This window comes from Rectinema subterraneum, assembly GCA_009768935.1.
GTDB lineage: Bacteria > Spirochaetota > Spirochaetia > Treponematales > Rectinemataceae > Rectinema > Rectinema subterraneum.
On record WESA01000027.1, the window covers coordinates 1 to 24,465 of the forward strand.

At 51.6% G+C, this 24,465-nt stretch carries 24 protein-coding genes; 5 read left to right on the forward strand and 19 right to left on the reverse strand.

What is annotated here, in order from left to right; all coding sequences use genetic code 11:
- From tnpB to GAP13_RS07890, 6 genes are all read right to left on the reverse strand, one after another.
- Positions 1-239 (reverse strand): IS66 family insertion sequence element accessory protein TnpB (gene tnpB / locus GAP13_RS07865; RefSeq protein ID WP_158907777.1); only part of this gene is annotated, 239 nt, incomplete at its 3' end.
- Positions 240-465: 226 nt separating this feature from the next.
- A complete protein-coding gene (locus GAP13_RS07870; protein WP_158907778.1) occupies positions 466-1,044 on the reverse strand; it encodes a winged helix-turn-helix transcriptional regulator in 579 nt (192 codons plus the stop codon).
- An 87-nt stretch (positions 1,045-1,131) separates the two neighbouring features.
- Positions 1,132-5,547 (reverse strand): SLBB domain-containing protein, encoded by a 4,416-nt coding sequence (locus tag GAP13_RS07875; RefSeq protein WP_158907779.1) that lies wholly within the window; start codon positions 5,545-5,547, stop codon positions 1,132-1,134.
- Positions 5,547-6,857: a GumC family protein gene (locus GAP13_RS07880; RefSeq protein ID WP_158907780.1), complete on the reverse strand. Its 1,311-nt coding sequence runs from the start codon at positions 6,855-6,857 to the stop codon at positions 5,547-5,549. The genes GAP13_RS07875 and GAP13_RS07880 overlap by 1 nt, the downstream gene beginning before the upstream one ends.
- A gap of 217 nt (positions 6,858-7,074) precedes the next feature.
- Positions 7,075-8,265 carry a mannose-1-phosphate guanylyltransferase gene (locus GAP13_RS07885; RefSeq protein WP_158907781.1) on the reverse strand — a complete coding sequence of 397 codons (1,191 nt, stop codon included), beginning with the start codon at positions 8,263-8,265 and terminating at the stop codon, positions 7,075-7,077.
- Between the two features lie 252 nt (positions 8,266-8,517).
- Positions 8,518-9,666, reverse strand: a complete 1,149-nt coding sequence (locus tag GAP13_RS07890) for an ATP-binding protein (RefSeq protein WP_158907782.1) — start codon at positions 9,664-9,666, stop codon at positions 8,518-8,520.
- A 374-nt stretch (positions 9,667-10,040) separates the two neighbouring features.
- Here GAP13_RS07890 and GAP13_RS07895 point away from each other — a divergent pair, with 374 nt between their 5' ends.
- The gene (locus tag GAP13_RS07895) at positions 10,041-11,204 is read left to right on the forward strand and encodes an ATP-binding protein (RefSeq protein WP_158907783.1); all 1,164 of its coding nucleotides are present in this window, start codon (positions 10,041-10,043) and stop codon (positions 11,202-11,204) included.
- A 97-nt stretch (positions 11,205-11,301) separates the two neighbouring features.
- On the opposite strand, the gene GAP13_RS07900 is transcribed toward GAP13_RS07895, so the two are convergent.
- The 6 genes from GAP13_RS07900 to GAP13_RS07925 form a co-directional block, all read right to left on the reverse strand.
- On the reverse strand, positions 11,302-11,643 hold the full coding sequence (locus GAP13_RS07900; RefSeq protein WP_158907784.1) for a type II toxin-antitoxin system PemK/MazF family toxin: 342 nt from the start codon (positions 11,641-11,643) through the stop codon (positions 11,302-11,304).
- A complete protein-coding gene (locus tag GAP13_RS07905) occupies positions 11,630-11,881 on the reverse strand; it encodes a ChpI protein (protein WP_158907785.1) in 252 nt (83 codons plus the stop codon). The genes GAP13_RS07900 and GAP13_RS07905 overlap by 14 nt, the downstream gene beginning before the upstream one ends.
- Before the next feature lie 300 nt (positions 11,882-12,181).
- A complete protein-coding gene (locus tag GAP13_RS07910) occupies positions 12,182-13,432 on the reverse strand; it encodes an ATP-binding protein (RefSeq protein ID WP_158907786.1) in 1,251 nt (416 codons plus the stop codon).
- Positions 13,433-13,761: 329 nt separating this feature from the next.
- Positions 13,762-14,061 (reverse strand): ATP-binding protein, encoded by a 300-nt coding sequence (locus tag GAP13_RS07915; protein WP_158907787.1) that lies wholly within the window; start codon positions 14,059-14,061, stop codon positions 13,762-13,764.
- Between the two features lie 228 nt (positions 14,062-14,289).
- Complete coding sequence (locus tag GAP13_RS07920; RefSeq protein WP_158907788.1) at positions 14,290-14,910, reverse strand: RloB family protein; 621 nt, start codon at positions 14,908-14,910, stop codon at positions 14,290-14,292.
- Between the two features lie 8 nt (positions 14,911-14,918).
- On the reverse strand, positions 14,919-16,235 hold the full coding sequence (locus tag GAP13_RS07925) for an AAA family ATPase (protein ID WP_158907789.1): 1,317 nt from the start codon (positions 16,233-16,235) through the stop codon (positions 14,919-14,921).
- A gap of 281 nt (positions 16,236-16,516) precedes the next feature.
- Here GAP13_RS07925 and GAP13_RS07930 point away from each other — a divergent pair, with 281 nt between their 5' ends.
- Positions 16,517-16,759: a hypothetical protein gene (locus tag GAP13_RS07930; protein ID WP_158907790.1), complete on the forward strand. Its 243-nt coding sequence runs from the start codon at positions 16,517-16,519 to the stop codon at positions 16,757-16,759.
- Positions 16,756-17,163, forward strand: a complete 408-nt coding sequence (locus GAP13_RS07935) for a type II toxin-antitoxin system VapC family toxin (RefSeq protein WP_158907791.1) — start codon at positions 16,756-16,758, stop codon at positions 17,161-17,163. The genes GAP13_RS07930 and GAP13_RS07935 overlap by 4 nt, the downstream gene beginning before the upstream one ends.
- A 45-nt stretch (positions 17,164-17,208) precedes the next feature.
- Here the strand turns inward: GAP13_RS07935 and rfbB are convergent, their stop codons facing one another.
- On the reverse strand, positions 17,209-18,321 hold the full coding sequence (gene rfbB, locus GAP13_RS07940) for a dTDP-glucose 4,6-dehydratase (RefSeq protein WP_158907792.1): 1,113 nt from the start codon (positions 18,319-18,321) through the stop codon (positions 17,209-17,211).
- A gap of 85 nt (positions 18,322-18,406) precedes the next feature.
- Here rfbB and GAP13_RS07945 point away from each other — a divergent pair, with 85 nt between their 5' ends.
- Both GAP13_RS07945 and vapC read left to right on the forward strand, forming a co-directional pair.
- Positions 18,407-18,604 (forward strand): type II toxin-antitoxin system VapB family antitoxin, encoded by a 198-nt coding sequence (locus tag GAP13_RS07945; RefSeq protein ID WP_158907793.1) that lies wholly within the window; start codon positions 18,407-18,409, stop codon positions 18,602-18,604.
- The gene (gene vapC / locus GAP13_RS07950; RefSeq protein ID WP_158907794.1) at positions 18,601-19,014 is read left to right on the forward strand and encodes a type II toxin-antitoxin system VapC family toxin; all 414 of its coding nucleotides are present in this window, start codon (positions 18,601-18,603) and stop codon (positions 19,012-19,014) included. The genes GAP13_RS07945 and vapC overlap by 4 nt, the downstream gene beginning before the upstream one ends.
- A gap of 76 nt (positions 19,015-19,090) precedes the next feature.
- Here vapC and rfbD read toward each other — a convergent pair whose 3' ends face one another.
- From rfbD to GAP13_RS07980, 6 genes are read right to left on the reverse strand one after another with little or no spacing between them, the layout of a single operon-like run.
- Positions 19,091-19,969 carry a dTDP-4-dehydrorhamnose reductase gene (rfbD, locus tag GAP13_RS07955; protein ID WP_158907795.1) on the reverse strand — a complete coding sequence of 293 codons (879 nt, stop codon included), beginning with the start codon at positions 19,967-19,969 and terminating at the stop codon, positions 19,091-19,093.
- Positions 19,966-20,514: a dTDP-4-dehydrorhamnose 3,5-epimerase gene (gene rfbC, locus GAP13_RS07960; protein WP_158907796.1), complete on the reverse strand. Its 549-nt coding sequence runs from the start codon at positions 20,512-20,514 to the stop codon at positions 19,966-19,968. Before rfbC ends, rfbD begins: the two co-directional genes overlap by 4 nt.
- 2 nt (positions 20,515-20,516) lie before the next feature.
- Positions 20,517-21,380: a glucose-1-phosphate thymidylyltransferase RfbA gene (rfbA, locus tag GAP13_RS07965; protein WP_158907797.1), complete on the reverse strand. Its 864-nt coding sequence runs from the start codon at positions 21,378-21,380 to the stop codon at positions 20,517-20,519.
- Positions 21,381-21,401: 21 nt separating this feature from the next.
- Positions 21,402-22,337, reverse strand: coding sequence for a GDP-L-fucose synthase family protein (locus GAP13_RS07970; RefSeq protein WP_158907798.1), 936 nt, complete (start codon positions 22,335-22,337; stop codon positions 21,402-21,404).
- Positions 22,330-23,415, reverse strand: coding sequence for a GDP-mannose 4,6-dehydratase (gene gmd / locus GAP13_RS07975; RefSeq protein WP_158907799.1), 1,086 nt, complete (start codon positions 23,413-23,415; stop codon positions 22,330-22,332). The genes GAP13_RS07970 and gmd overlap by 8 nt, the downstream gene beginning before the upstream one ends.
- A gap of 36 nt (positions 23,416-23,451) precedes the next feature.
- The gene (locus tag GAP13_RS07980; RefSeq protein ID WP_158907800.1) at positions 23,452-24,435 is read right to left on the reverse strand and encodes an NAD-dependent epimerase/dehydratase family protein; all 984 of its coding nucleotides are present in this window, start codon (positions 24,433-24,435) and stop codon (positions 23,452-23,454) included.
- Positions 24,436-24,465 lie beyond the last annotated feature (30 nt).

The following is a 24,465-nucleotide window of genomic DNA, read 5'->3' on the forward strand; positions in this document are numbered from 1 at the left end:
TTCCTCGTCCAGGGAAAGGTTTCTTCTTCAAGGCGCTTCACCCACAGGCAGAAGCCGGTGCGATCCCAGTAGAGCACTTTCATCACTTTGTGGGTCTTTCCGAGAAAGATGAAATAGTCACCTGAGAACACGCGGTCCGATTTCTTCTCGTTAGCAATCTGGGCGAGCCCATTGATCTGCTTGCGCATGTCGGTGACTCCGGCCACGAGGTGAATCGCACGATCTTTCTTGAAATACATCCTTCGCTCCTTTCAGGGAGCAAGGATACTCACTTTCTTAAGCCCTGGCGGACGGGGAGAAATTTGCGGTTACTTTAAATTCAATTCTAATCAGAAAATAAAAACAGCCCGCCTGCCGCTTTTTTGGCGCGGCGGGCGGGCTGTTTTCGATATTTATGCAGAAACGCCCAGATGGAGTACTGCGCAGACATTTCTATTCTAATCTTGTGTCTGGATACATTCAGACCTAGCTATCCTGTTCGGATAACGCGAGGATTTCAGAAAATTCGACCGCGAGCGTTCCGGCGGGAAGCGCGGCGCTCTCAATCTCGCTGTCGCCGGTCATTACAATGACGAGCTTCTGGTCTGACGCAAAAGAAAAATGCCTCCCCTTGCGATCTTTCAGGAACGAAAGCCCGTTCTTTTCGCATGCATAATCGAACAAAAAATCGAGCTCATCAGGGCCGACAAGCTCGAGCGCTGTATAGCCCTGCTCGGCGACAGCCCGGACAAACGCATCGATTCTCTTGCGGTACAGTGCCGCGTTATGCGATGCTCTCGAAAAATAATCGACAACCCTGCGCGAAATCTCCTCTATGCCCTCCGCAGTCAGCGCATAGAGCATTTTTCGCTTGTTGAGATGTGACAGCTTGATCCATCCGCGTTCCACAAACCGCTTTAGAAGCGCGTTCGTCATCCCGAGAGAAAGCCCCGAGGCCTGGGCCAGCTCGCGCTGGCTGAGAGCCCCCGAGGCTTCCTTCTGGGCGATTGAGGCATAAATCGCTTCGAGAAGCGAATATTCGGATTCGTGTAGAGTTGATTTCATGATTTTTTTAAAACGGGGTCTGACCCCGTTTTTTAAATTTTTCTGTTCGGCTGTGAGAATTTTTAAAAAAGGGGGTCAGACCCCTTTTTACAGTTTTAGTCCTGTCAAGTTCACTATGATAGCAACCAGCGAGAGCACTGTGCTCAAAATGGTCGATATCCGCATCAGCTGGTAGGTGAAGGAATTCGATGCGGCTACGATATTGTCCTCGGGCTGAATCATGCGGTTTGCCTGATCGACTTTTTGCGATTTGGCATCATATATAGTGATTTTCTGACCTGAATTCTTTTCAGTATCAAATCCACCTGCCAAGCCGATATAGTATGACCATTCGCGATCAGGGATGTACGGGTAGCGGCCTGGATATCGCACAGCGCCCGATACACTCACGAAGAATTGCCTAAAGGGCACGATGATAGTGTCGCCAGGTTGAAGCGCCACGTCTCCTGCTAGATCATAGTCGTAAATAAAGCGAGCGAGGTTGACCTTTGTTCTGCTGCCATCGCTGCGAAGAAGATACGCATTCGACAAATCAGAGACCGCTGAAAACAGTTTCCGGTTTGCAAGTGCCGCTTGCGACACTGTTTCTCCGGGGAAGAAAGTGTATGGCGTCCGTTGGCTCGTCTCTGGCGTCGAACCAGTTGAACCAACCCCGACAGCTCCCTCGAACCAGACAACAGGCAAGAGCTCCTGCATCGAAGGAACAGTAATCTCATCATAAAGCCGAAGTGGCATGTTTGGGTTTTTCGTATAGTCGAACTGTGCCTTTTCTCCAACCGGCGATGCATCGGAAAGATAGTGAACAATGGTAAGGCGCGAAAGGTTAGCCTTTTCTGTAAATCCGTCTGCATACCTTTCAACGAGCTCTTTGAGACCTTCTCCGGGAAGCAATTGATACGTGCCTGGCCGTTTTACTTCGCCTTGAATGGTAATGAGGTTTTTAAACGGCAAAATCCGTATTTCATCTCCAGGGCGCAGCAAAGGATCTTGAGACAAATCTCCGTAGCGATCCGCTTTGAAAAGGTCGTAGGTCTTTTCGATACCATCCTGATTCTTTACTGTCACATCTCGGATTGATGAATAGCGAGTGAGGAAGGGCTGGATGACATCTCGAAGCCTCGTCAACCCTGTAATAGTGACCCAGCTCGATTTGGTCACTTCTCCAGTCACAAAGACAGACATCGATCCGAAAGGTATGACAATCCTGTCTTCAGGCTGGAGTTCAAAATCATAGCGCAGGTCATTTGCATACAACAGGCGTTCCAGGTCAATATAATTTTGGTCCTGATTCCCTTTTCGAATGATGAAGGCATGGGCAAGATCTGCTGAGGATAAGATTTTATCTTTCATTGGTCTTAGAAGAGATGAGATGCTCAAGCCTTTTCTGAAAGGTGCCCTGATTATTGCGTACGTCGCTTGAACGGCATTTTGATTTGAGCTTGAAAGGGTTTGATTTGCACTTGAAAGACTTTGGTCTTTACTTGTAGTAGTCTGATCCGTGCCTGAAACAGTCTGATCTGTAGTTGAAAGGGTTGGATTTTTATTTGAGAGAGTCTGATTATTGCTTGAGAGAGTTTGGGCTGTGTTTGCGCCTGAAAGAGCGAGCTGGTCACCAGCAACAGCGCCTTCTATATAGACGATCGGTAGGTACTCTTCCCGGCTCGGTATCCGCACACGATCCCCATCCATAAGCTCTGGCAGACCCTTCCCCCCTAGATCAAACACCACACTCTCGCTCTCTGGCTTCTGGCTCGTCGCCTTCCGCGTCAGCACCACAAGATCCGTCTTCCCGCTCTCCAATGCCCCATCCCCATAGTAGCTCACCAGCTCCTTCACCCCTTCGCCTGGCAATAGCTGGTAGCGGCCGGGTCTCCGCACCTCCCCTTCGATACTCACGATGCGCACAGCCTTGCTGACTTCCACCACATCCCCAGGCCGCAACAGTGGATTCTGGCTTAAGTCCCCAAACCGATCAGCCTTAAAGAGGTCGTAGCTCACTACCTTCCCGTCACTGCTCGTCACCGTAATGTCGCGCTGCGACGACAGCGCCGTCAGATTCCCCTTCACCGCGTCCGCAAGCCGCATCCCGGCAAACACTTCCGTCACGCTCGAGGCTTTCACTTCCCCTTTTACATACACCGACGCGTACCCGTACGGAATCACCACCCGGTCGCCCGCTTCGAGCACGACATCTATATCCGCTCTATAGTTGTACAGCACCTGTTCCAGATCGATCCCTATCCGCTGGCTGCCCCGCATGAGGTACGCATGCGCCAGATCCGCCTTGCTCGACAGCTGCAGCTGTATCGGCTTTATTACCTGCGAAAGTCGCTGCCCTTGCCGGTATACCACCCGCACAAGCCCATACGCATCCTTCTGGCTCGTACTCCCTGCCTGCGCTACTGCCGCCTGAGTAGTCGTCCCGGTAGTGCCTGCAGTCCCTTGCCCGGCTCCACTCTGACTTGCCGTACCCTGCGCCACAGACGTACCACCTGTCCCTGCCTGGCTGACCGCACTCTCCGAAATAAGCACTGTTCCCGCCTGCACCGCTCCTTCCACGTACACGACCGGCAGGTACTCTTCACGTGAGGGGAGCCTCAGGCTGTCCCCATCGGTGAGCACGGGCAGCGCGCCCCCTGAGAGGTCAAACACTATGCTCTCGCTCGCAGGCTTCTCTGCGGTCGCTTTCCGGGTCAGAATGATGCTGTCCGCCTTTGCGCTCGAAAGGGCCCCGTCGCCATAGTACTCGACGAGCTCCTTCACCCCTTCACCCGACAGAAGCTGATAGCTTCCCGGCCGCCTGACTTCCCCCTCGACCTTCACGATCCGCTCGGCCTTCTTGACCTCAATCACATCTCCAGGCCGCAGCAAGGGATTCTGGCTTAAGTCCCCAAACCGATCAGCCTTAAAGAGGTCGTAGCTCGTCACCTTCCCGTCACTGCTCGTCATCGTAATGTCCCGCTGCGACGACAGCACCGTCAGATTCCCCTTCACCGCATCCGAAAGCCGCATCCCGGCAAACACTTCCGTCACGCTCGAGGCTTTCACTTCCCCTTTTACATACACCGACGCGTACCCGTACGGAATCACCACCCGGTCGCCCGCTTCGAGCACGACATCTATATCCGCTCTATAGTTGTACAGCACCTGTTCCAGATCGATCCCTATCCGCTGGCTGCCCCGAATGAGGTACGCATGCGCCAGATCCGCCTTGCTCGACAGCTGCAGCTGTATCGGCTTTATTACCTGCGAAAGTCGCTGCCCTTGCCGGTATACCACCCGCACAAGCCCATACGCATCCTTCTGGCTCGTACTCCCTGCCTGCGCTACTGCCGCCTGAGTAGTCGTCCCGGTAGTGCCTGCAGTCCCTTGCCCGGCTCCACTCTGACTTGCCGTACCCTGCGCCACAGACGTACCACCTGTCCCTGCCTGGCTGACCGCACTCTCCGAAATAAGCACTGTTCCCGCCTGCACCGCTCCTTCCACATACACGACCGGCAGGTACTCTTCTCGACTTACCACGCGGACAGTGTCGCCATCAACAAGCGCAGGAAGGCTCGAACCGATCAAATCAAAGACAATGCTTTCGCTCGCAGGCTTTTCGGCGCTCGCTTTATGGGTGAGCACTATTGTATCAGTTTTTGCGCTGACCAAGGTTCCGTCGCCATACACACGCACAAGTTCTCCGACGCCCTCACCCGGCAACAGCTGGTAGATTCCAGGCCTGCGCACTTGACCTTCCAGCAGGATGATGCGATCTGCTTTCTTGACTTCGATGACATCGCCGGGCCGCAATAGCGGATCCTGGCTTGGGTCCCCAAACCGATCGGCTTTGAAGAGGTCGTATGCCTTTGATGCCCCATCCCGGCCGCGCACAATCACATCCCGCAGCGAGGCGTAGGGCGTCGCAAGCCCCTTGACCGCTTCCGAAAGCCGTGTAAGCCCCCATGCAGTGAATATCTGGCTGCTGAGGACTTCGCCGCGAATATTCACCGAAAACAGCCCCGTCGACACAATGACAAGCGACGGGTTCGAGCTCGGGTACGACGCAATCACTTTCTTTTCAAGCATCTCCTTGAGCGCGCGGAAGGTCATTCCGCTCGTCTGGATTCTGCCCAGAAAGCCTGCATTGATCGATCCATCTCCTTCGACCAGAAGCGAAATGGTATCCTGCTGCGTCGCACGAAGATACGAAAGTGCGTATACATCGCCTGGCGTCACCGGGTATTCGGGAGTCGACATCGCGAGCATGGCTCGCACCTGCGATTCAGGCACGGTCACGGAGAGGCTTGTTTTCTGAGATGTGGAACTCGAGGCGCCCGCAGCCTGCAGCAGTTGGGTGGTATCAATGCCCTGTGTGGATTGGCCGCCCAGCGCCGACTGGGAGGTGGTCGAGCCTGTCGACGTTGTACCTGTTGACGTCGTGCCTGAAGGAAGCGTGAACTGCCCCCAGGCCGAAACCGCAACCGCAAGCGCCATTATCAGAATGAGGAATTTTTTCATCACATACTCTCCTTTCCGGAGCTGATCGCTTTGAACCTCGCCACCGTCTCGGGGTCCTTGCGGATTTTGTCGATCGATTCGGCGATGAAGGCGACGAGAATCGCAAGGAAAAAGGCCGCCAAGGTGGCGACTATGCATATCATACCGCGCGACGGGCCGGATTTCTTGTCCGGCACTTCGGCCATTTCGAGGATTTGGAACACGGGCTCCTGGCCGGAGGCGTTGAGTTTTGCGAGTTCGTACTGCTGGGTGAGCATTTTGAATACTTCGGTCTGCACGGCGAGGTCGCGCTGCAGACGCGCATACTCGAAGGCGATTGTCGGCAATTCCTTCTGGCTGGGCATGACGCGCGAGCCTGAGCCGACTCCGGTTTCGATTTCCTTAATTTTGGCCAGGATGCCATCGCGCTCGTTCTTGAGCTGGGTCATGACCGGGTCGTTGATGTTTGAAATTTTCTGGTAGTTCGCGATTTCCATTTCCTTCATGATGAGCTCGCTGCGCAGGCGTGCGAGGATGGTGATCTGTTCGGTGGCAAGCGCCTCGACCTGGATGACGCCGTATTTGTTCTGGAAGGCTTTCACCTGGGCTTCGAGATTCTTAACTGCGGTATCGACTTCGGCAAGTTTTTTCTCGAGGAGGGCTTTCTGTTCGAGTGCCTTGTTGCCGCCAAGCACCGCGAAACGCTCGGACAGGAGGCGCACGACTTCATCCACAACCTCTTTTGCAAAAGCGGGGTCGATATCCGTGTATGAAACAACAAAGAGATTCGTTTTGGCATCGAGCTTTGCGGAGAGATTTTTCTTTATCGATTCGCGGATGTCTGAAATCAAAGGGGGCTTCTCATCTTTCGTTTTTGGCTTGCGGGCTTTGTTTCGTTCTGCAAAATTGAATTTCGCATTCAGGGCATCGAGTGTGGAGTTGCTGGTGGCAAGGACTTCCGCGAGGGCGCCGTTCGTGTTGCCTGCAGAGGCATTCAAGCCTGCAAGACTCGCAAGTCCTGACGACGAAAGCGCGGCCGCAAGGCTGCTCGAACTGCTTGTCTGGATGAGCATGGTAGCCTTGGCTGTATACACATTCGGCAGATAGCTCTTTTCAGGAGGCAACATGAGCGAGCCTATCGCATAGGCGAGGACGCCGATGACTGCAGTCACGGTGATGCCAACAATGAGCCATTTGCGCTTCCAGAGGACAGCCGCGAGGTCGACAAGGCTGATTTCGTCGTCGTCTTCGGGGCTCTGGAGGGACGGGGCGGGCTGGGCGGCGGGCGCCCTATTCATTGCATTGTCCATGCATTCGTTCTGTTCGGTCATAATTCCTCTCATACTACTTGTTTCTGAAATAAAGGTGCGACACTGGTGCCATGCTGTTCCAGGAGCATGGTATCAGAGTTTGGGATTGATTTACAGGATGGGGAATGATGCACATGATGGTTTTTGACAGGATGAACGGGATGATTCTCGACAGGATGAACGGGATGAGGAGCGTTGGGGGCAGGGAACTGGAAACATCATGAGCATCCTGACAAGGCTATTCTTTGTGCTGCTGGCTGACGAAAGGATAGAGCTTTTTGAGCTCTTCGACTTTATTTTTGGGGCAGACGAGGGTGGCGTCTGGGGTGTGGACGACGACGATGTCCTTGCAGCCGAGAAAGGCGATGAGGTGCGAGGGGTCGGTGGTGACGGCGAGGTTGCCGGTACTTTCGACGAAGAGGGTTTCGGGTCGGTCCTGGGCGGTTGGTGTGCCCTCGGCGTGCCGGGGGCTGCGCGCCGCGGCGAGCATGGCGCCGTTGCCCTGCGGATCGGGGTCCGCGAGGGAGCCGTAGGCGTTCCATGAGCCTATGTCCTTCCACTCGAGGTCGAGGGGGACGCAGGCGATGGTGACGTCGGAGTCCTGGGATGCGGGTTCCATGATACCGTAGTCGACGGATTTTTTGGTGATGGTCGGGTAGATATCGCGCATGAGGGCAGCTTGCTCCTCGGAGCTTTCCGCGCGGGCAATGCGCTCGATGGCTTCGGCGATTGCGGGCTCGTACTTCGCGAGGAGCTCGAGGAGCCGCGAGGCTTTGAAGACGAACATGCCGGAGTTCCAGAGGTAGTGCGCGGGGCCTTCGGCGACAAAGCGCTCGGCGGTGGCCAGGTCGGGTTTTTCGCGGAAGCGGCGTACGCGGCGGATGGCTGCATTCGCGCCCGCTTCTTCGGCGGCCATTTGCAAAAAGGGGTCAGACCCCCGTTTGCGTAGCTGCTCGCCCAACTCGAGGTATCCATATCCAGTCGCCGCGAACGTGGGCGCGACGCCGAAGGTCATGAGGGTGTCTGGGTGCGCCTCAGCCGTTGCGAACGCGGCGCGCAGGGCTTCGCGAAAGCGCTCGACCGGCTCGATGACGTGGTCGGAAGTGAGGAAGGCGACGGCTGCGTCGGGGGCTTCCTTGCGCACAAGGGCGCAGGAAAGGGCGATCGCGGCGAGCGTATCGCGGCCTTCGGGCTCGCCGATGTAGCGCCCGATGGCGGGGATTTTTGTCCTTACCACTGTCTCGTAGCGCGCGCCGCCGCAGGCCCAGCGACGCTCCGGGGGGATTACGCCTTCGAGACGCTCGAATGCGGCCTCAAGGAGGCTCTTGCCTTTGAGCACAGGAATGAGCTGTTTCGGCATGGATTCGCGCGAAAGCGGCCAGAGGCGAACGCCTGAGCCGCCGGCGAGGATGACGGCATAGCGGGACATGGATGCTCCTAGGAATGATGAACTGGATAATGTGTTGACAGGATGTACATGATACTCGACAGGATGTACATGATACTTGACAGGATGTCAGGATTTTTCAGGATGAACGGGATGAATATAATTTAATGTAAAATAAATAAATACCAAAAAACCATCCCGTCCATCATTCGTCATCATGTGTATCCTGTCGGGTATCCTGTTCATGCTGTCTGTCTTTCGTAATCATGTGTATCCTGTCCAATATCCCGTGCATCATTCTGCAATCTCGGGAACGGACTGCAAGGGTACGGCGGTGATGCTCTCCGCGAGCGGGTAGGTCTTCGTGCCGGGATAGACGACATAGAGGTGCGAAAGGCCCAGGTCCTCGAGGGCGATCGTCATGGAGCGGCTCAAGGTGGGCGCCTGGTTCAATTTCATCTCGAAGCCGTAACGGGTGGTGCCCAGGTCGAGGACGAGGTCGAGCTCGGCGCCGCTATAGGTTGCATAGAACGAGGCCTGCGCGCCCGGAAACCGCGAGAGCAGGGTTTCGAGCGCATAGCCTTCCCAGGACGCGCCCACCGAGGGATGCGACAGGAGCCCGTCCATATCGGCGATGCCGAGAAGCGCATGGAGAATGCCGCTGTCGCGAAGGTAGACTTTCGGCGACTTGACGAGGCGCTTGCCGAGGTTTTCGTACCACGGGGGAAGTCTTCGCACGAGGAAGGTCCCTTCCAGAATTTCGAGGTAGCGCGTGACGGTCTTGTCGCTTATGCCGAGCGATCGGGCGAGCACCGAGCTATTCCATACCTGGCCGTGGTAATGGGCGATCATGGTCCAGAATCTCGACAGGCCTGCCGCAGGTATGCTGATACCGAGCTGGGGGATGTCGCGCTCAAGAAAGGTACGGATGAATCCTTTTCTCCACTCGAGGCTTGCCGCATCGGAATCCGCAAGCCAGGAGCGCGGGAATCCGCCGCGAAGCCAGAGTTTCTGCCATGCCTCGCTCCCCACTTCGTCCAGCGAAAAGCCCTGCATGTCGACAAAGCTCGTCCTTCCCGCAAGGCTCTCGGACACGCCGCGCACGAGGTGCGGAGATGCACTTCCCAGAAGCAGGAATCGAGCCGCGTTGTCGGGTCTATCGACGAGGACGCGCAGGATCGGAAAAAGTTCCGGCCGGCGCTGCACTTCGTCGATGACGATCAATCCGCGTTTGTCGGAGAGGGCGAGCATGGGATGGGACAGTGCCGCATCATCCGCAGGATCCTCGAGGTCGAATATGGGGGCCTGCGTTTTTTGGGCGATGATTCGCGCGATGGTCGTCTTGCCGCATTGGCGAGCTCCGAGCAAGGTGACAATCGGCGTAATTGCAAAGGCGTTTTCGATACGCTCCATGAGCGCGGGGCGCGGTATGAGCGTCGTCATAGACCGATGATATATCTTGAAATTTCGGATGTCAACTCCGAAAATTAAAGGAATTTTATACAATTACAAAATTGCGGATGATCAACATGATAATGTGTTGACAGGATGCACTGGATACTTGACTGGATGTACTGGATACTCGACATGATGACAGGATTGAACATGATGTACACGATGAATATAATTTATTGTAAAATAAATAAAAACCCAAAAACTATCCCGTCCATCATTCTTAATCATGTTTATCCTGTCCAATATCCTGTTCATCACTCGTAATCATGTTTATCCTGTCCAGTATCCTGTTCATCCCCTCCCTTGTTTGACCAGAATAATAATCCTTGCAAATCTGGGAGTATGATCCTATAATTGCAGGGATGATTCCTCGGATTGAACTTGCTTCTCTTCTGGATGACCTGTCGGTGTTTCCTGCGGTTGCGTTGCTCGGGGCGCGGCAGGCAGGGAAGACGACTCTGGCCATGGAGGTGCAGAAGCTCCGCGATGCTCTCTATCTCGATCTGGAATCCGAACGAGACCGGGCGAAGCTTGCCGAGCCCGAGCTGTATTTGAGCGAGCATTTGGATAGGCTCGTGATTCTGGATGAGATTCATCGTGTGCCGCAGCTTTTTCCGGTCTTGCGGGGGCTGATCGATCAGCGCAGGCGCGCAGGTCGAAACGCGGGTTTGTTTCTCTTGCTGGGCTCGCAATCGCCCGAGCTCCTGCGACAGACCGGAGAGTCGCTGGCTGGCCGTATTGCGTACCGTGAGCTAACGCCGTTCTGGGTGCTCGAGGTTCCGAAGGGTCAGGATGATAGGCTCTGGGTGCGCGGTGGGTTTCCGGAGAGTTTTCTTGCGGAAAGCTCCGCGCGGAGTCTACGCTGGCGGCAGGATTTTATCCGCACGTATCTCGAACGTGATATCCGTCAATTCGATGTGCGGCTGATGCCGGAGACTTTGCGACGTCTTTGGGTGATGCTGGCCTATCTGCAAGGAAGCATGGTGAACGTGGCGCAATTGGCGCGCAATGTCGACGTGGATGTCAAGACGATCAATCGCTACCTCGATTTGCTCACCGATCTGTTTCTGCTTCGACGTCTGCAACCCTGGCATGTGAATATCGGCAAGCGGCTGACCAAGGCTCCCAAACTGTATATTCGCGACAGCGGGCTATCCCACGCCCTCTTGGGAATCGAGGATAGGGAAGCCTTGCTGTCGCACCCTGTGGTTGGTCCAAGCTGGGAAGGTTTTGTGATCGAAAATCTCCTTACTGCAGCAGGAGCCAACTACCAATCCTATTATTACCGCACCGCGAGCGGCGCCGAGATCGATCTTGTGCTGGTACCGCCGGATCAGCGTCTCTGGGCGGTGGAAATCAAGCGCTCACTTACTCCGAAACCCGAGCGGGGCTTTTATATCGCCTGCGAGGACCTCAAGCCTGCACAGCGGTTTGTTGTCTATCCCGGCGATGAGCGTTTCCCGCTCGGCCACGACACCGAGGCGATCTCCCTGCGCGAACTTGCAGGCCTCCTGCGGGGAGGATGAAATTGATCAACTGGATAATGTGATGACAGGATGCACGGGATATTTGACAGGATGCCAGGATTATCCATGATGAACAGGATGGTTGGTGAGATGATCGCTAGGTTAGATTGAGAATGAGTTTGATTCCTTCTTCTACTTCTTCGAGGGTTTGTCTTTTGAGCGTTCCTATACGCTCGATCAGCCTCTGTTTATCAACCGCCGAGAGCTGAGATACCACCAGCACCGAGTCTTTTGATAAGCTGGACTCATCTTTTGGTAGTACGACATTGCCGGGAGCTTCGGCGAGCGCCATGTTGGTCGTGAGTGGGACAATGATGGTGGTGTGAATGTTGCTTGTATTAAACGCATCGTCTTGCAGGATGACAACTGGGCGCCGAAAACCAGGTTCGCTTCCGAAAGGAAGTCCAAAATCAGCCCACCAGAGTTCACCACGCATCATTCTTTGTAAGTTCCCTTATACTCTCAATGCTCGCGTTTTCTACATTTAAATTATGTACATCCTGTTTTTGGTTTGAGTACACTTTATTTAAATCTTCGGTGATATTGTCTTTTGCGTGGCGAGTAATGAATTCTTGAAGGGCTTTGGCGAAGAGCTGACTTCTGGGAATCCCGAGCGACTTCGCAGTTTTTTCTGCTTCTTTGTAGAGCCCTTCTGGTAAGGAGATTGCGGTTTTCATGTTGTTAGTATAACCGTGGTATAACCACTTGTCAAGAAAGGTACCACCGGCTGTGCCATGACTGGATGAACGGGATACCTGACCGGATGTACTGGATACTTGACTGGATGCACCGGATACTCGACATGATGACAGGATTGAACATGATGTACACGACGAATATAATTTATTGTAAAATAAATAAAAACCCAAAAACCATCCCGTTCATCACTCGTAATCATGTCCATCCTGTCGAGTATCCTGTTCATCCCCTCTCTTGCGTGACCGGATGAACGGGACAATGGGTTTGGGGGGAAGGGCTCAGCGTGCCTCTAATAAAAATCTGCGAATGTTGTAGTGTTGGATGCCGTTGCGGCTGCGGTCGATCTCATCCATGGTGATGACGAACTTGGGGTAGTTATCGGGGATGGTTTCTAGGGCGGAAAATTCGCGCTCCACGGTCGCATCGTCGGCCAGCAGGTAGGCGACTTGTAGATAGACCTTTGTGCCGCCTTTCCGGGCGCAAAAATCGACTTCGAGCGAGCGCTGCTTGCCGATGGTCACCTCGTATCCACGTCGCACCAGTTCCATGAAGACAATATTCTCGAGGGTCTGGTTGATGTCGCGCTGATTGTTGCCGTACAGCGCCTCGCGGATACCATGGTCCACCAGGTATATCTTTTCCTGGGTGCTCAGAAGCCGCTTACCGATGAGATCTTCGCGCGGGACCATGTGGATCAGGCAGGCTTCCTTGCAATACTCGATATAATTATAGATGGTTTCAGTCGATATGCTTCGCTTTTCGTTCTTGAGGTAGTCCATGACCGAGCGCGCCGAAAAGGTGTTTCCTGTGGTGGCGACGAGATAGAGGATGAGCCGCTTGAGTTTGTCGATATCGCGAATATGGTTGCGCTGGGCTATGTCCTTCAAAATGATAGAATCGAACAGGTCGTTCAGATATTGCAGGGTCGAGGCGTCGTCGAAGGCATAGCGGTAGAGAAAGGGCATACCGCCGAAGACGAGGTAGCGCCTGAAGGCCTCCGCTTCGGAGAGCTGGCTACCTCCTGCCGACAGCATGTCCAGAACTTCTCGAAATGAGAAGGGGTATACCTTGATTTCAACATATCTGCCGCCTAAGTAGGTGGCCAGCTCCCCGGAAAGCATTGTGGCATTGGAGCCGGTGATATAGATATCGGCGTCGAAATCGATCATGCAGGAGTTGACGAGGCGCTCCCAGCCCTCGAGTTCTTGAATCTCATCCAGAAAAAGATAGATTTTCCGGCCCGAACGAGTCGCTTCGCCATTTGCGGCGGTGGCGGTAACAGCAGCCTTGGCGACTGCGGCTTTGATGTAGGTGTACGCGCCTTGGATATCTCGAGGGAAGGGCAGCGCCTGGGACTCAAAATTGATCGCGATGATTTGCGATGGTGCAATGCCGTTCTGCACAAGCTCCTGCTGAATGAGTTCGAGCATGACGCTCTTGCCGCATCGGCGAATACCGGTCAGGACTTTGACGACATCGGTATTCATGAAGGGACGGATTTTCTCAAGATACAAGGGGCGCTGGATCATGGTATCACAATTATATTTCTAGTATATCGAAAAAGCAATGGATATATTGCAAATTCTTTCGATATATCGAAAGGGATGAATGGATATTTGACTGGATGAACGGGATAGTTGACGGGATGTACATGATACTCGACAGGATGACAGGATTTTTCAGGATGAACAGGATGAATGTATTTTTCTAAAATCAAGAAAAGAAAAAAAAGCTTCATCCAGTCCATCACTCGTAATCATGTGTATCCTGTCGGGTATCCTGTGCATCACTTGTAATCATGTATATCCTGTCGAGTATCCCGTTCATCCCCTCCCTTGCGTGACCGGATTAGGAATGATTACCTGGATAATCCGCATGTGGCGGCGAGGTCCTCCCACGCGGGGATGACGTGGAGCTTTTTCCCTTGGGTGATGATTTCGTCGCGTGCGGCGGCGGTGATGATATAGCCTTCAGCAAGGTCGAAGAATGAGAGTGCCTTCATCAAGCCTTTGATTTCGCGCGCTTCGTTGTCGTGATTCAGATGACTGCACACCTGCATGCAGAGAGGCTTTTCCCTATGAGCATTGACAACAAAGTCGCATTCAGCCGCGTTGTCAAAAAAATAATAGATGTCGCTGGTGAGGCGGCGCAGTTCCATGAATATGAAATTTTCATGTCTTTTATTTCATTGCTACTGGAATATATGTTCCAGTAATAATGGAATATTAGACGGGATTACAGGATTATCCTGGATGAACGGGATAGTGTGGTGACGGGATAACCGGATTACCTATGATGAACGGGATAATGTGGTGACATGATTGCATCAGCGTTTGGCGTTGAGAGTGATCGCATTTTATCCTCATACAATAGAGCAAGTTGATTATTACGCTTCTTCTACCGAGAATTGTTCAATAGCAGTAACCAACTCATCAACATTGGTATACGGATTCATTTCATATATCGGAAAATCGGCTGGATTGGATTGCAATTGGTATTTCCGGCAACGTTGGGCGTTGGTTTTGGCCTGAGCAAGGAGGTGTTTTGTTTTTGCATATGTCAATGGACTGGATTTATCATAATCATATCCATACTCAGTTCTTATATACGCAATAAGCTCACTGCAGTTTGCAAAAGGCCTCGTTGTGTAGCCAAAATGCAACAATAGCCAGTACTCAAAGCAAATTGAAGAAAAGGCAATCTTTATGCCATTCGCCGCTGCCTGATCAAAGGCTTGCGCATGGAGCGTATAGCCATCTTTATCAAATACGACCCAAACCTGATCTTTGTTTGTTGCCTTGAGCTTTTTTGCTTCTCTGACAAGTTCTCGCGCCGTATTCTTCTTGGTATCGACAACCTTTACCTCCAGCCGATGATCCGGATTGCGACGATCATTGATCAGGGCCTTGAAATACGCGCTTTCCGATTTGTCTTTTGCTCCCTCGCAAAGAACAAGAAGGCGCCACTGGACTGAACGCGTACCTGGATTTGGACGAACTTTTGGCATGGTTTCAGTTAATCAGAGACTTCCAGCTTGAAAGCCGAGGGGTCTATTGAAGGCACTGCCTTGAAGCGGCCATCAAGATACCATTTTTCCAGATTGGTGCCCTTCCGTACTTCATCCTTGCTGAAATCATTGATGGAATAGAGCTCGGATGTTCCATGGCTATCTCTGTCAACAAGCCACAATTCATCCCGATAGATATCATCGCGCGCCATTAAATTGGTATCATGGCTTGTTACGATGAGCTGAGCTCCTTTTGTATTGATAGAACGATCGCGAAAAAGCCCAACAATGAACTCGCAAAGCTGAGGATGAAGGCCGCTGCTGAATTCATCGATAAGCAATACACCACCACTTTTCAAACTCTCGATGACCTCACCGGCAAGTTCGTACATTTTTATTGTCCCGCCGGATTCTTCCTTGCCCAAATCGAACAATACATTCTCTCCCATTGATTCGGCACCTTTATAAAGAGTATGGCCAAGGAAAGGTCTATTGACAAGATTCTCTATAAACTTGTCTTTGACCTGTTGAGGAATATCGGGCGGGAATACTATATTTTTTATCAGCGTTTCATCCTTCCTGATAACTACATCTTTGACGCTTATATCGGCAGCATTCAAAAAGCTGAGTATAGCCTTCTTATACCCTTCTCTTTTTATCGGGTCTTCAGCTAATAGAGTCAAAGTAGTCCCCATTATTGGATGCTCGCTGGAATCCATGGCAACATGGAATCGATACTTAGTCTGGAAATACTTATACACAGGCCTCAATTGCTCATTGGAAAGATTGACCGCAGTGGAAAGGAACAGAGCGTTCGGCCTCAAGAATTGTTCAAGCCCTTTCTTTGTACCTTTGAAACCGGTCCCAAAACGTATTGATTCTCCTTTTTTTCTTGAATAGAGCAGCGCTCTTCTGCCTTGCGGATAATATACGAGCTCTTCTTGCAGAATGGAGTTCCGATCAAAGATCACGTTTAAAAGGTATCTGATTCCTTCTGCGATAAACTCGGTTTCAAACAGAATCGGTGCGGATTGTCTGGAAATGTCAAGTTTATACGGCTTATACGAAGGAATGGGTGCATCTATGCCAAGTGTATGAGAATAGAGGACAAGGTTGACAAAATCCATCAATGCCTTGATAACGTTAGACTTTCCGGCCGCATTCTGGCCATATATTGCAGCAAATGGCGATAGAGCGTACTTGCCCCTTTCCACTTCAAGCACATAACGGGTATGCTCTGGTTCTTTCCAGCCGGGAACAACAAGACTGATGGTGGCTTTATCTTTGAAAGAAAGATAGTTTTCGAAAGTAAAATCTATTAACATAAAGTGCCACCTTATTTATGGCATTTATTCGCAGTTTTTCAGCGAATTTTGCACACAAATAAATTTATCGCCAATTTTATTTCTTGTCAACTTCAATGCTACAAACGCCCGCAAAGATGTCAAAAACAGTTAAAAATGGGGTTAGACCCCTTTTCGCATGATGAACGGGATAATGTGGTGACGGGATTGCAGGATTAAGATTGATTCACTGGATACGACTGGAGGAGGTACCCGTTGACATGCATGCGTTTTGATGGTATATTGCATGCATGGAGGATGGTATGCCGACGCTCCAGGTAAGAGATTTGCCCGAGGATGTCTATGTTCAGATCAGCTACTTGGCAGAAAAAGAACATCGGAGTCTCGCGCAAGAGAGTATTGTGCTGCTAAAAGAAGGGATTGCCGCAAAACTTGGAAACAAAGAGCGTAGAAGAACGCTTCTCGAGAAGATGAGTGACCTTACTGTCGATGGTACGGCGTTTCCTGATCCTGTTGACTTGATTCGCGAGGATCGCGAACGATGATCATTGTGCTCGATGCGAGTGCCGCGGTGGAAATTGCATTAAACCGTGCGCATAGCACTCAATTGAGAGAAATTCTTCGCAAAGCAGACCTTGTGCTCGCACCTGATACGTTTCCTTCGGAAATTACCAATGTATTTTGGAAATATGCTTCATTCTCAGCAATGCCGATTGATCAATGCGAAAAAGGAATTGATTATTGCATTGATTTGATTGATGAGTATAGAGAGACCAAAACCATGTGTCGCGAAGTTTTCGCCGAATCACTCAACAATCATCATCCTTCCCATGACCTTTTCTATTTAGTCCTTGCTCGTCGCTCCAATGCTTCGATTCTCACGATAGATAAGAAAATGAAAGAACGTGCGCATGCAATGAAAATAAAATTGGCCTATGAAGATTCGTAGCACGCTCGTTTTCCCATTGCCGTTCACTCTGTAAGATTTTGGGGATCAAACCCGCCTGGCGTAGTTCTGCTCGATCCAGGCGCGGTAGGCGCCGCTTCGCACATGTTCCACCCACTCGCGGTGGTCCAGGTACCAGCGGATGGTCTTTCGGAGCCCTTCGTCAAAGCTGATGCGCTGGCGCCAGCCGAGTTCGGTCTTGAGGCGCGTGCAGTCGATGGCGTAGCGGCGGTCGTGGCCCGGGCGGTCTTTGACGTAGGTGATGAGGCCGCGAAGGCGCGCGATGTCGAGGTGGGCTTCTTCGGCGACGAGCTCGATGAGCCGCTCAAGGAGGCGAATGTTCTCCCACTCGTTTTCGCCGCCTATGTTGTAGGTGCGGCCGGATTGCCCGTTGCGCATGATGGTCCAGACTGCCTCGTTGTGGTCTTCGACATAGAGCCAGTCGCGGATGTTCCGCCCGTCGCCATAGACCGGGAGGGGCTTGCCCTCGAGCATGTTGAGGATCATAAGGGGGATGAGCTTTTCCGGGAACTGGTAGGGGCCGTAGTTGTTCGAGCAGTTGGACAGGGTGAGCGGCAGCCCATAGGTGTGGTGGTAGGCCTTGGCGAGGTGATCGCTCGCCGCCTTGCTGGCCGAATAGGGCGAGCGCGGATCGTAGGGCGTCGATTCGGTGAAGTAACCCTCCTCGCCTAGCGAGCCAAAGACCTCGTCCGTGCTCACGTGGTGAAAGAGCACGTCCTCGCGCATGCCGCCCGACGGCGCGCGCCAGGCCTGCCGCGCCACATCAAGCAGCGTGTAGGTGCCCAGCACATTCGTGCGCACAAAGGCTTCAGGGCCGAGGATCGAGCGGTCCACGTGGCTCTCCGCCGCAAAGTGCACCACCGTGTCGACGCCGTACTCGGCGAAGAGGCGCTCGACGAGCGGCCGATCGCAGATGTCGCCCTGGACGAAGACATAGCGGGGCACTGCACCCGATGCCTCGGCGCCCTTCCCATACCGCGCCTCGATGTCCGCAAGATTCTCCAAGTTGCCCGCATACGTGAGCGCATCGAGATTGATCACGCGCCCCGTAAACTCAGGCTGCGCAAAGAGCCAGTGGATGAAGTTCGAACCGATGAAGCCGGCGCCGCCGGTGACGAGGATGGTGGAGAGTGATCTCATTTTTGCCTCCGGGGGTCTGACCCCTTCCTTTTTCTCTCTTGACTTTACACAATACTATGTGTAACTTTACCCAAGGGAGGTACATATGGCGACGAACCTCGCAATCGATGATCGATTACTCAACGAAGCTCTTGAAATCGGCGGCTATAAATCCAAGAAAGATACGGTGAATGCCGCACTTGAAGAATTCATAAAGAGAAGAAAAACAAACGATCTCATCAATATTTTTGGCACTATTGAATATGACTCGTCGTATGATTACAAAAAGATGAGATCACAATGAAAAGAGTCTTGGTGGATACTTCCGTATGGTCGCTTGCACTTCGCAAAAAGGAATGGACGAAGGAGGAACAACTTGTCGTCCATCATCTCTCAAAATTAATTAGTAATCTTAACGTGGTTCTTATCGGCCCCATACGGCAAGAAATTCTCTCGGGAATATCCACAAAAGAAAAATTTGACCTGCTCAAAGAAAAGCTCTCTATCTTTGAAGATCACGCGATCGACACGCAAGATTATGAGCTCGCCGCTGAATTCTATAATGAGTGCCGACACCATGGAATTCAAGGTTCACATATAGATTACTTGATATGTGCATTCGCAGTAAATCACGATGTTACAATATTTACGCTCGATAAAGACTTTCAGAATTATAAAAAGTATTTGAAGATCAAATTAGAAAACTTCGTATAACCTCCGCGTGAGCCAGACTCGCCTGGTATCGCGGTTTCTGCACCACATTTCCGATTGTACAGCGGCATGAAAAAATTTAAGAAATGGGGTCAGACCCCACATATTGTTTCAGGCTTGCTTTCCAATAAGGAATTTCAAGGCCAAATGTTCGCTTTATTTTCTCTTTCGAAAGCACTGAATAGGCAGGCCGCTTCGCCTTGGTGGGATACTGGTCGGTGGTGAGGGCGCGAATAGTGACCTCATGCGGCAGAAGGCTGCGCGCCCTGCCCTGCGCATAGATTTCGCAGGCGAATTCGTACCAGGTGGTCTCGCCTTCATTGGTGTAGTGGTAGATGCCCGGCTTCCATTCTGGGGCAGTGAGCGCGGCGATGATTGCCAGGGCAAGATCGCGCGCCCAGGTGGGGGTCCCGCGCTGGTCCGCCACGACCCCGAGCTCGGTGCGCTCGCGCATGAGCCTGAGCATGGTCGCTACAAAATTGGGGCCGTACTTGCCATAGAGCCAGGCTGTGCGGATGATCACCGCATCGGGACAGGCTTCCCGTACCCGCGTCTCGCCTTCGGCCTTGGTCCTGCCATAGACACCCGTGGGACCTATGGGATCATCTTCGCGATAGGGCTGTGAGGCTGCGCCCGAAAACACATAATCGGTTGAAATGTGGAGGAACCGCGCCCCCACACTCCTCGCAAGTTCTGCAATATTTCCCGGGCCTTCCGCATTGAGCGCATGGGCAAGCTCCGCTTCGTCCTCAGCCCTGTCGACTGCCGTATAGGCTGCGCAGTTCACGATTGCCTTGATGGGCGTATCCTTCTGCACTCCCTGGGCAAAATGGCGCAGCGCCTCCGGATCGAGTATCGAGACTTCCCGATCCGAGCCGACATTCGCGATCCCTCTTGCCGCAAGCTGTTCCGCAAGCTCTTGGCCGAGCATGCCCCTGTTGCCAATGATCCAGATCATACGCCCAACTCCCGTAGAAGCGGCAAGGCAGCATCCTTTGCCGACACAATCGGTGCCATGCCGATATCCGGCCAGGCAATGGCAAGGTCAGGATCATCCCAGCGGATACCCCCATCGCTCGCCGCATGGTACTCGGCAGTGCATTTGTACTGCAGCTCGTTGTCATCCTCGAGCGCGAGAAAGCCATGCGCAAAGCCCTCGGGAATCCAGAACAGCAGCCTGTTTTCTTCCGACAGCTCAAGCGCGAAATAGCTCCCAAAAGTAGGAGAGCCCGCACGCAGATCCACCGCCACATCCCATGCCCGCCCACGGCTCACGCGCACGAGCTTGCCCTGCGCATGGGGAGCACGCTGGAAATGCAAACCTCGCAGGACGCCTTTTTTCGACCTTGAGAGATTATCCTGCACAAAAGGCCCGAAAATTCCCGCCTTTTCAAAGTCGCTCTGTTTGTAACTTTCCATAAAAAAACCGCGCTCGTCGGGGAACGCACGCGGCTCAATGATGACAAGGCCTTCAATCGGTGCTTTGGTAAAGGTAAAAGGCATGATCAGTTCTCCGCCACATATTTGAGGTAGGTGCCATAGTCCGTCTTGAAGCCCTCAGCAATCGACAGGAGCTGCTCGCGCGTGATCCATCCATTGCGGTAGGCGATTTCCTCGATACAGGCCACATAGAGCCCTTGACGCTTCTGGACCGTCTCCACGAAATTCGAAGCCTCGAGAAGCCCGTCGTAACTGCCCGTATCGAGCCAAGCCATCCCGCGACCCAACAGCTCGACATGGAGCTGACCCCGGGCGAGATACTCGTTGTTCACACTCGTGATCTCGATCTCCCCGCGCGCAGAAGGCTTGACGTTCTTCGCGATATCGACCACCTGATTATCGTAGAAATACAGACCCGGAACCGCATAGTGCGACTTAGGCTGCGCCGGCTTTTCCTCGATACCCAGCACACGACCTGCACTATCGAATTCCACCACACCATACTGCGTCGGATCCTTCACATAGTAGCCAAATATGGTCGCCCCCTCTTTCCGGCTCACCGCTTTCTGCAATATCCCCGTAAAGCCCTGACCATAGAAGATGTTGTCTCCCAGCACAAGGGCCACATTGTCATTCCCTATGAATTTCCCCCCGACAATAAACGCATCCGCCAGCCCCCGCGGCTTATCCTGAATCGCATACTCAAAGCGCATACCCAACCGCTCGCCGCTCCCCAAAAGCTCTCGGAACACCGGCAAATCCCTGGGCGTTGAAATGACCAGCACCTCCCTGATCCCCGCGAGCATCAGCACCGACAGAGGATAGTAGATCATGGGCTTGTCATAGACAGGAAGAATCTGCTTGGAAATGGCATACGTGATGGGATACAAGCGCGTACCCGTGCCGCCGGAAAGGATGATGGATTTCATACTAACTCCATATTTTAATGATTATCGATTATGTCGTAAAAGAAAATCCTTATATGTCGACGCAATGCCAGCCTCAAGTCCAATTTTGTATTTCCAGCCCAGCGCAGCAAGCCTTGACACATCCAACAATTTGCGAGGCGTACCATTGGGTTTGGAAGTATCCCAGACTATCTCACCTGAATATCCCACAATCCTGGCCACCAGTTCCGCCAGATTCTTTATCGAGATATCCTCGCCAGTACCAACATTGACAAATTCGCCAATATCCTTTGCATCTGCATGCTCCATGAGAAATACCGCAGCATCGGCAAGATCGTCCGCATGCAGAAATTCCCGCATTGGGGAGCCATCACCCCAGAGCACCACGGGGCCACCCGCTTTCTTGGCTTCGTGGAATTTGCGGATCAATGCCGGCAAGACATGCGAATTCTCAAGATCGTAGTTATCGCCCGGGCCATAGAGGTTTGTCGGCATGAGGGAAATGAAATTGGTTCCATATTGCTGATTGTAATAGCGGCACAATTTGATCGCTGCTATTTTTGCAATCGCATATGCTTCATTGGTTGGTTCGAGCGGCCCTGTCAGAAGATACTCTTCTTTTATTGGCTGAGGAGCGAATTTGGGGTAAATACATGAGGAGCCCAGATTCAATAATTTCTTGACTCCATATTTCCGAGCTGCTTCTATCACATTGAGCGCAATAGCCAGATTTTCATAAATAAATTGTGCAGGATAGGTCGAATTGGCACCAATCCCGCCAACCTTTGCTGCAGCGAGATATACATATTCCGGCCGTTCCGCCTCAAAGAAAGCCTCAACTTCTTCCTGCCGGGTCAGATCAAGCTCGGCATGCGTCCGTGTCACAATCTGATCATAGCCGGCAGCTTCAAGCCTTCTTACGATCGCCGAACCGACAAGGCCCCGGTGGCCTGCCACATAGACTCTCACATTATTCATGATTCTGACTCAATTTGAATCCACCATTTTTAAGATGCACCTCACGGGCTGCCTTTTCAAGGTCAGCCTGTACCATCATTTTGACAAGCTCCGGCAACGTGATGGCCGGCTTCCAGCCAAGTTTTGCGATCGCCTTTGAGGGGTCACCGATAAGAAGGTCCACTTCCGCTGGCCTGAAGTAGCGAGGGTCGATCTCAACCAGAACCTTTCCTGATGCACTATCGATGCCTTTCTCATCGACACCCTTCCCCGCCCACTCGAGTTCAATACCAACCTCTTTAAATGCCATGGTGATAAAATCGCGCACCGAGGTAGTTACACCGGTAGCAATCACATAATCATCAGGCTTGTCCTGCTGGAGCATCATCCACATAAGTTTGACATAATCTCCGGCAAACCCCCAATCTCGTTTTGCATCGAGATTTCCCATATAGAGCTTGTCCTGCAGACCCAGTTTAATGCGCGCAGCAGCCCTCGTCACTTTTCTCGTGACAAAGGTCTCTCCTCGGATCGGGCTTTCATGATTAAAAAGAATGCCGTTACAGGCATACATTCCGTAGCTTTCTCGATAGTTCACCACAATCCAGTAGGCAAACAGCTTGGCGCACGCATAAGGAGAGCGTGGATAGAACGGCGTCGTCTCCCGCTGCGGGATTTCCTGCACTTTGCCGAAGAGTTCCGACGTCGATGCCTGGTAGAAGCGAACTTTCTTTTCCATGCGAAGAATGCGAATTGCCTCAAGCAGCCTCAAGGTACCAAGGCCATCGACATCCGCTGTGTATTCAGGCATCTCAAACGACACTTGCACATGGCTTTGAGCCCCCAGATTGTAGATCTCATCTGGTCGAACTTCATTCAGAATCCGAATCAGATTTGTTGCATCAGTGAGGTCCCCATAATGAAGATGAAACTTCGCTCCAGACTTATGAGGATCTTCATAGAGATGATCAATTCTTTCAGTATTAAAACTCGATGAGCGGCGCTTGATACCATGCACCTCATAGCCTTTTTGCAATAGAAATTCGGCCAAATATGCGCCATCCTGGCCGGTAATGCCAGTAATAAGAGCTGTTTTCATGTTGTCTCCTATGTTTTCTTTATTTGATTTGATTTTTTATTCGGTATAAAATTCATAATCTTTTATTTTATTTATAAACTCATAATTAATGGTATTCCGAAGACCATCGATAATTGATACTGGCGGGATAAATCCTGTTTTCTTTATATTACTGGATTCAAACATGGTATTCGCGCAGAATTTTTTTACTCTGATAGAGCTAATAGCATATTTTCTGCCTGTTATTTTTGCCAATATATCAAAACCCAATCCACCAGCATATCCCATCCAATATGGCCAGTGAATCATATTTTTTTTTCTTCCGAGCATTTGATTGACTTCGGAAACCAGTTGATTCATATCAAAATCAGGTTTGTCAACATAATTGAATAAATGTTCCCCTGGTTGATTATTCAAACAATATTCAATAAAAGCAGCCACATTCTCTACATAGGCCATTGATTTCTTATTCGTACCTTTCCCTACCATTAAAAATCTTCCTTCGGCAATCTGCCTTAGGAGATTGTAGACATTTCCTCTATTCTGTTCTCCAAATACAACAGTAGGACGTATGATAGTCAAGGAATTTTCTGGATCATTCTTAAGCCATGCTCGATACTTCTCTTCAGCTAACCATTTTGTTCGACCATAATCATTGAAATAATTAATCTTTCCGGTTTCATCTGTACCAATTGGTGCAAATCCGTAAACAGCTACAGAACTTGTGAAAATTATTTTTTTGATCCCCAACTTCAAACATGCATTGCAAACATTCTCAGCGCCTTTGACATTCACTTCATCATAAAGACTTCGAGGTGTCACATCGTCACGGTGTTCTGCGGCTAAATTTATAACAATATCTGATCCAGGTAAAACCTTTTCAAGAGATTCAGGTACACTGACATCTGCAAATACTCTGAGATAAGGATATGTAATACTTTCCTTTTTATCAGCAATCTTCACTTCATGACCTGATTGCAATAAGCGCTTTGCTAATCTAGTTCCAATGAAACCAGAACCACCAATTATAGAAATTTTCATAAAATATATAATTCCCTTATATAAAGATTT

Coding starts and splice junctions, on each gene's coding strand:
- GAP13_RS07870 (WP_158907778.1), bottom strand. CDS start 1,044: ATGAAATCAACTCTACACGAATCCGAATATTCGCTTCTCGAAGCGATT.
- GAP13_RS07915 (WP_158907787.1), bottom strand. CDS start 14,061: ATGGAACTGCGCCGCCTCACCAGCGACATCTATTATTTTTTTGACAAC.
- GAP13_RS07925 (WP_158907789.1), bottom strand. CDS start 16,235: ATGTTAATAGATTTTACTTTCGAAAACTATCTTTCTTTCAAAGATAAA.
- GAP13_RS07945 (WP_158907793.1), top strand. CDS start 18,407: ATGGCGACGAACCTCGCAATCGATGATCGATTACTCAACGAAGCTCTT.
- GAP13_RS07895 (WP_158907783.1), top strand. CDS start 10,041: ATGATTCCTCGGATTGAACTTGCTTCTCTTCTGGATGACCTGTCGGTG.
- GAP13_RS07900 (WP_158907784.1), bottom strand. CDS start 11,643: ATGATGCGTGGTGAACTCTGGTGGGCTGATTTTGGACTTCCTTTCGGA.
- rfbC (WP_158907796.1), bottom strand. CDS start 20,514: ATGCCTTTTACCTTTACCAAAGCACCGATTGAAGGCCTTGTCATCATT.
- GAP13_RS07905 (WP_158907785.1), bottom strand. CDS start 11,881: ATGAAAACCGCAATCTCCTTACCAGAAGGGCTCTACAAAGAAGCAGAA.
- GAP13_RS07970 (WP_158907798.1), bottom strand. CDS start 22,337: ATGAATAATGTGAGAGTCTATGTGGCAGGCCACCGGGGCCTTGTCGGT.
- GAP13_RS07885 (WP_158907781.1), bottom strand. CDS start 8,265: ATGTCCCGCTATGCCGTCATCCTCGCCGGCGGCTCAGGCGTTCGCCTC.
- rfbA (WP_158907797.1), bottom strand. CDS start 21,380: ATGAAATCCATCATCCTTTCCGGCGGCACGGGTACGCGCTTGTATCCC.
- rfbB (WP_158907792.1), bottom strand. CDS start 18,321: ATGAGATCACTCTCCACCATCCTCGTCACCGGCGGCGCCGGCTTCATC.
- GAP13_RS07880 (WP_158907780.1), bottom strand. CDS start 6,857: ATGACCGAACAGAACGAATGCATGGACAATGCAATGAATAGGGCGCCC.
- GAP13_RS07980 (WP_158907800.1), bottom strand. CDS start 24,435: ATGAAAATTTCTATAATTGGTGGTTCTGGTTTCATTGGAACTAGATTA.
- rfbD (WP_158907795.1), bottom strand. CDS start 19,969: ATGATCTGGATCATTGGCAACAGGGGCATGCTCGGCCAAGAGCTTGCG.
- GAP13_RS07890 (WP_158907782.1), bottom strand. CDS start 9,666: ATGACGACGCTCATACCGCGCCCCGCGCTCATGGAGCGTATCGAAAAC.
- GAP13_RS07930 (WP_158907790.1), top strand. CDS start 16,517: ATGCCGACGCTCCAGGTAAGAGATTTGCCCGAGGATGTCTATGTTCAG.
- GAP13_RS07910 (WP_158907786.1), bottom strand. CDS start 13,432: ATGATCCAGCGCCCCTTGTATCTTGAGAAAATCCGTCCCTTCATGAAT.
- GAP13_RS07935 (WP_158907791.1), top strand. CDS start 16,756: ATGATCATTGTGCTCGATGCGAGTGCCGCGGTGGAAATTGCATTAAAC.
- vapC (WP_158907794.1), top strand. CDS start 18,601: ATGAAAAGAGTCTTGGTGGATACTTCCGTATGGTCGCTTGCACTTCGC.
- gmd (WP_158907799.1), bottom strand. CDS start 23,415: ATGAAAACAGCTCTTATTACTGGCATTACCGGCCAGGATGGCGCATAT.
- GAP13_RS07875 (WP_158907779.1), bottom strand. CDS start 5,547: ATGAAAAAATTCCTCATTCTGATAATGGCGCTTGCGGTTGCGGTTTCG.
- GAP13_RS07920 (WP_158907788.1), bottom strand. CDS start 14,910: ATGCCAAAAGTTCGTCCAAATCCAGGTACGCGTTCAGTCCAGTGGCGC.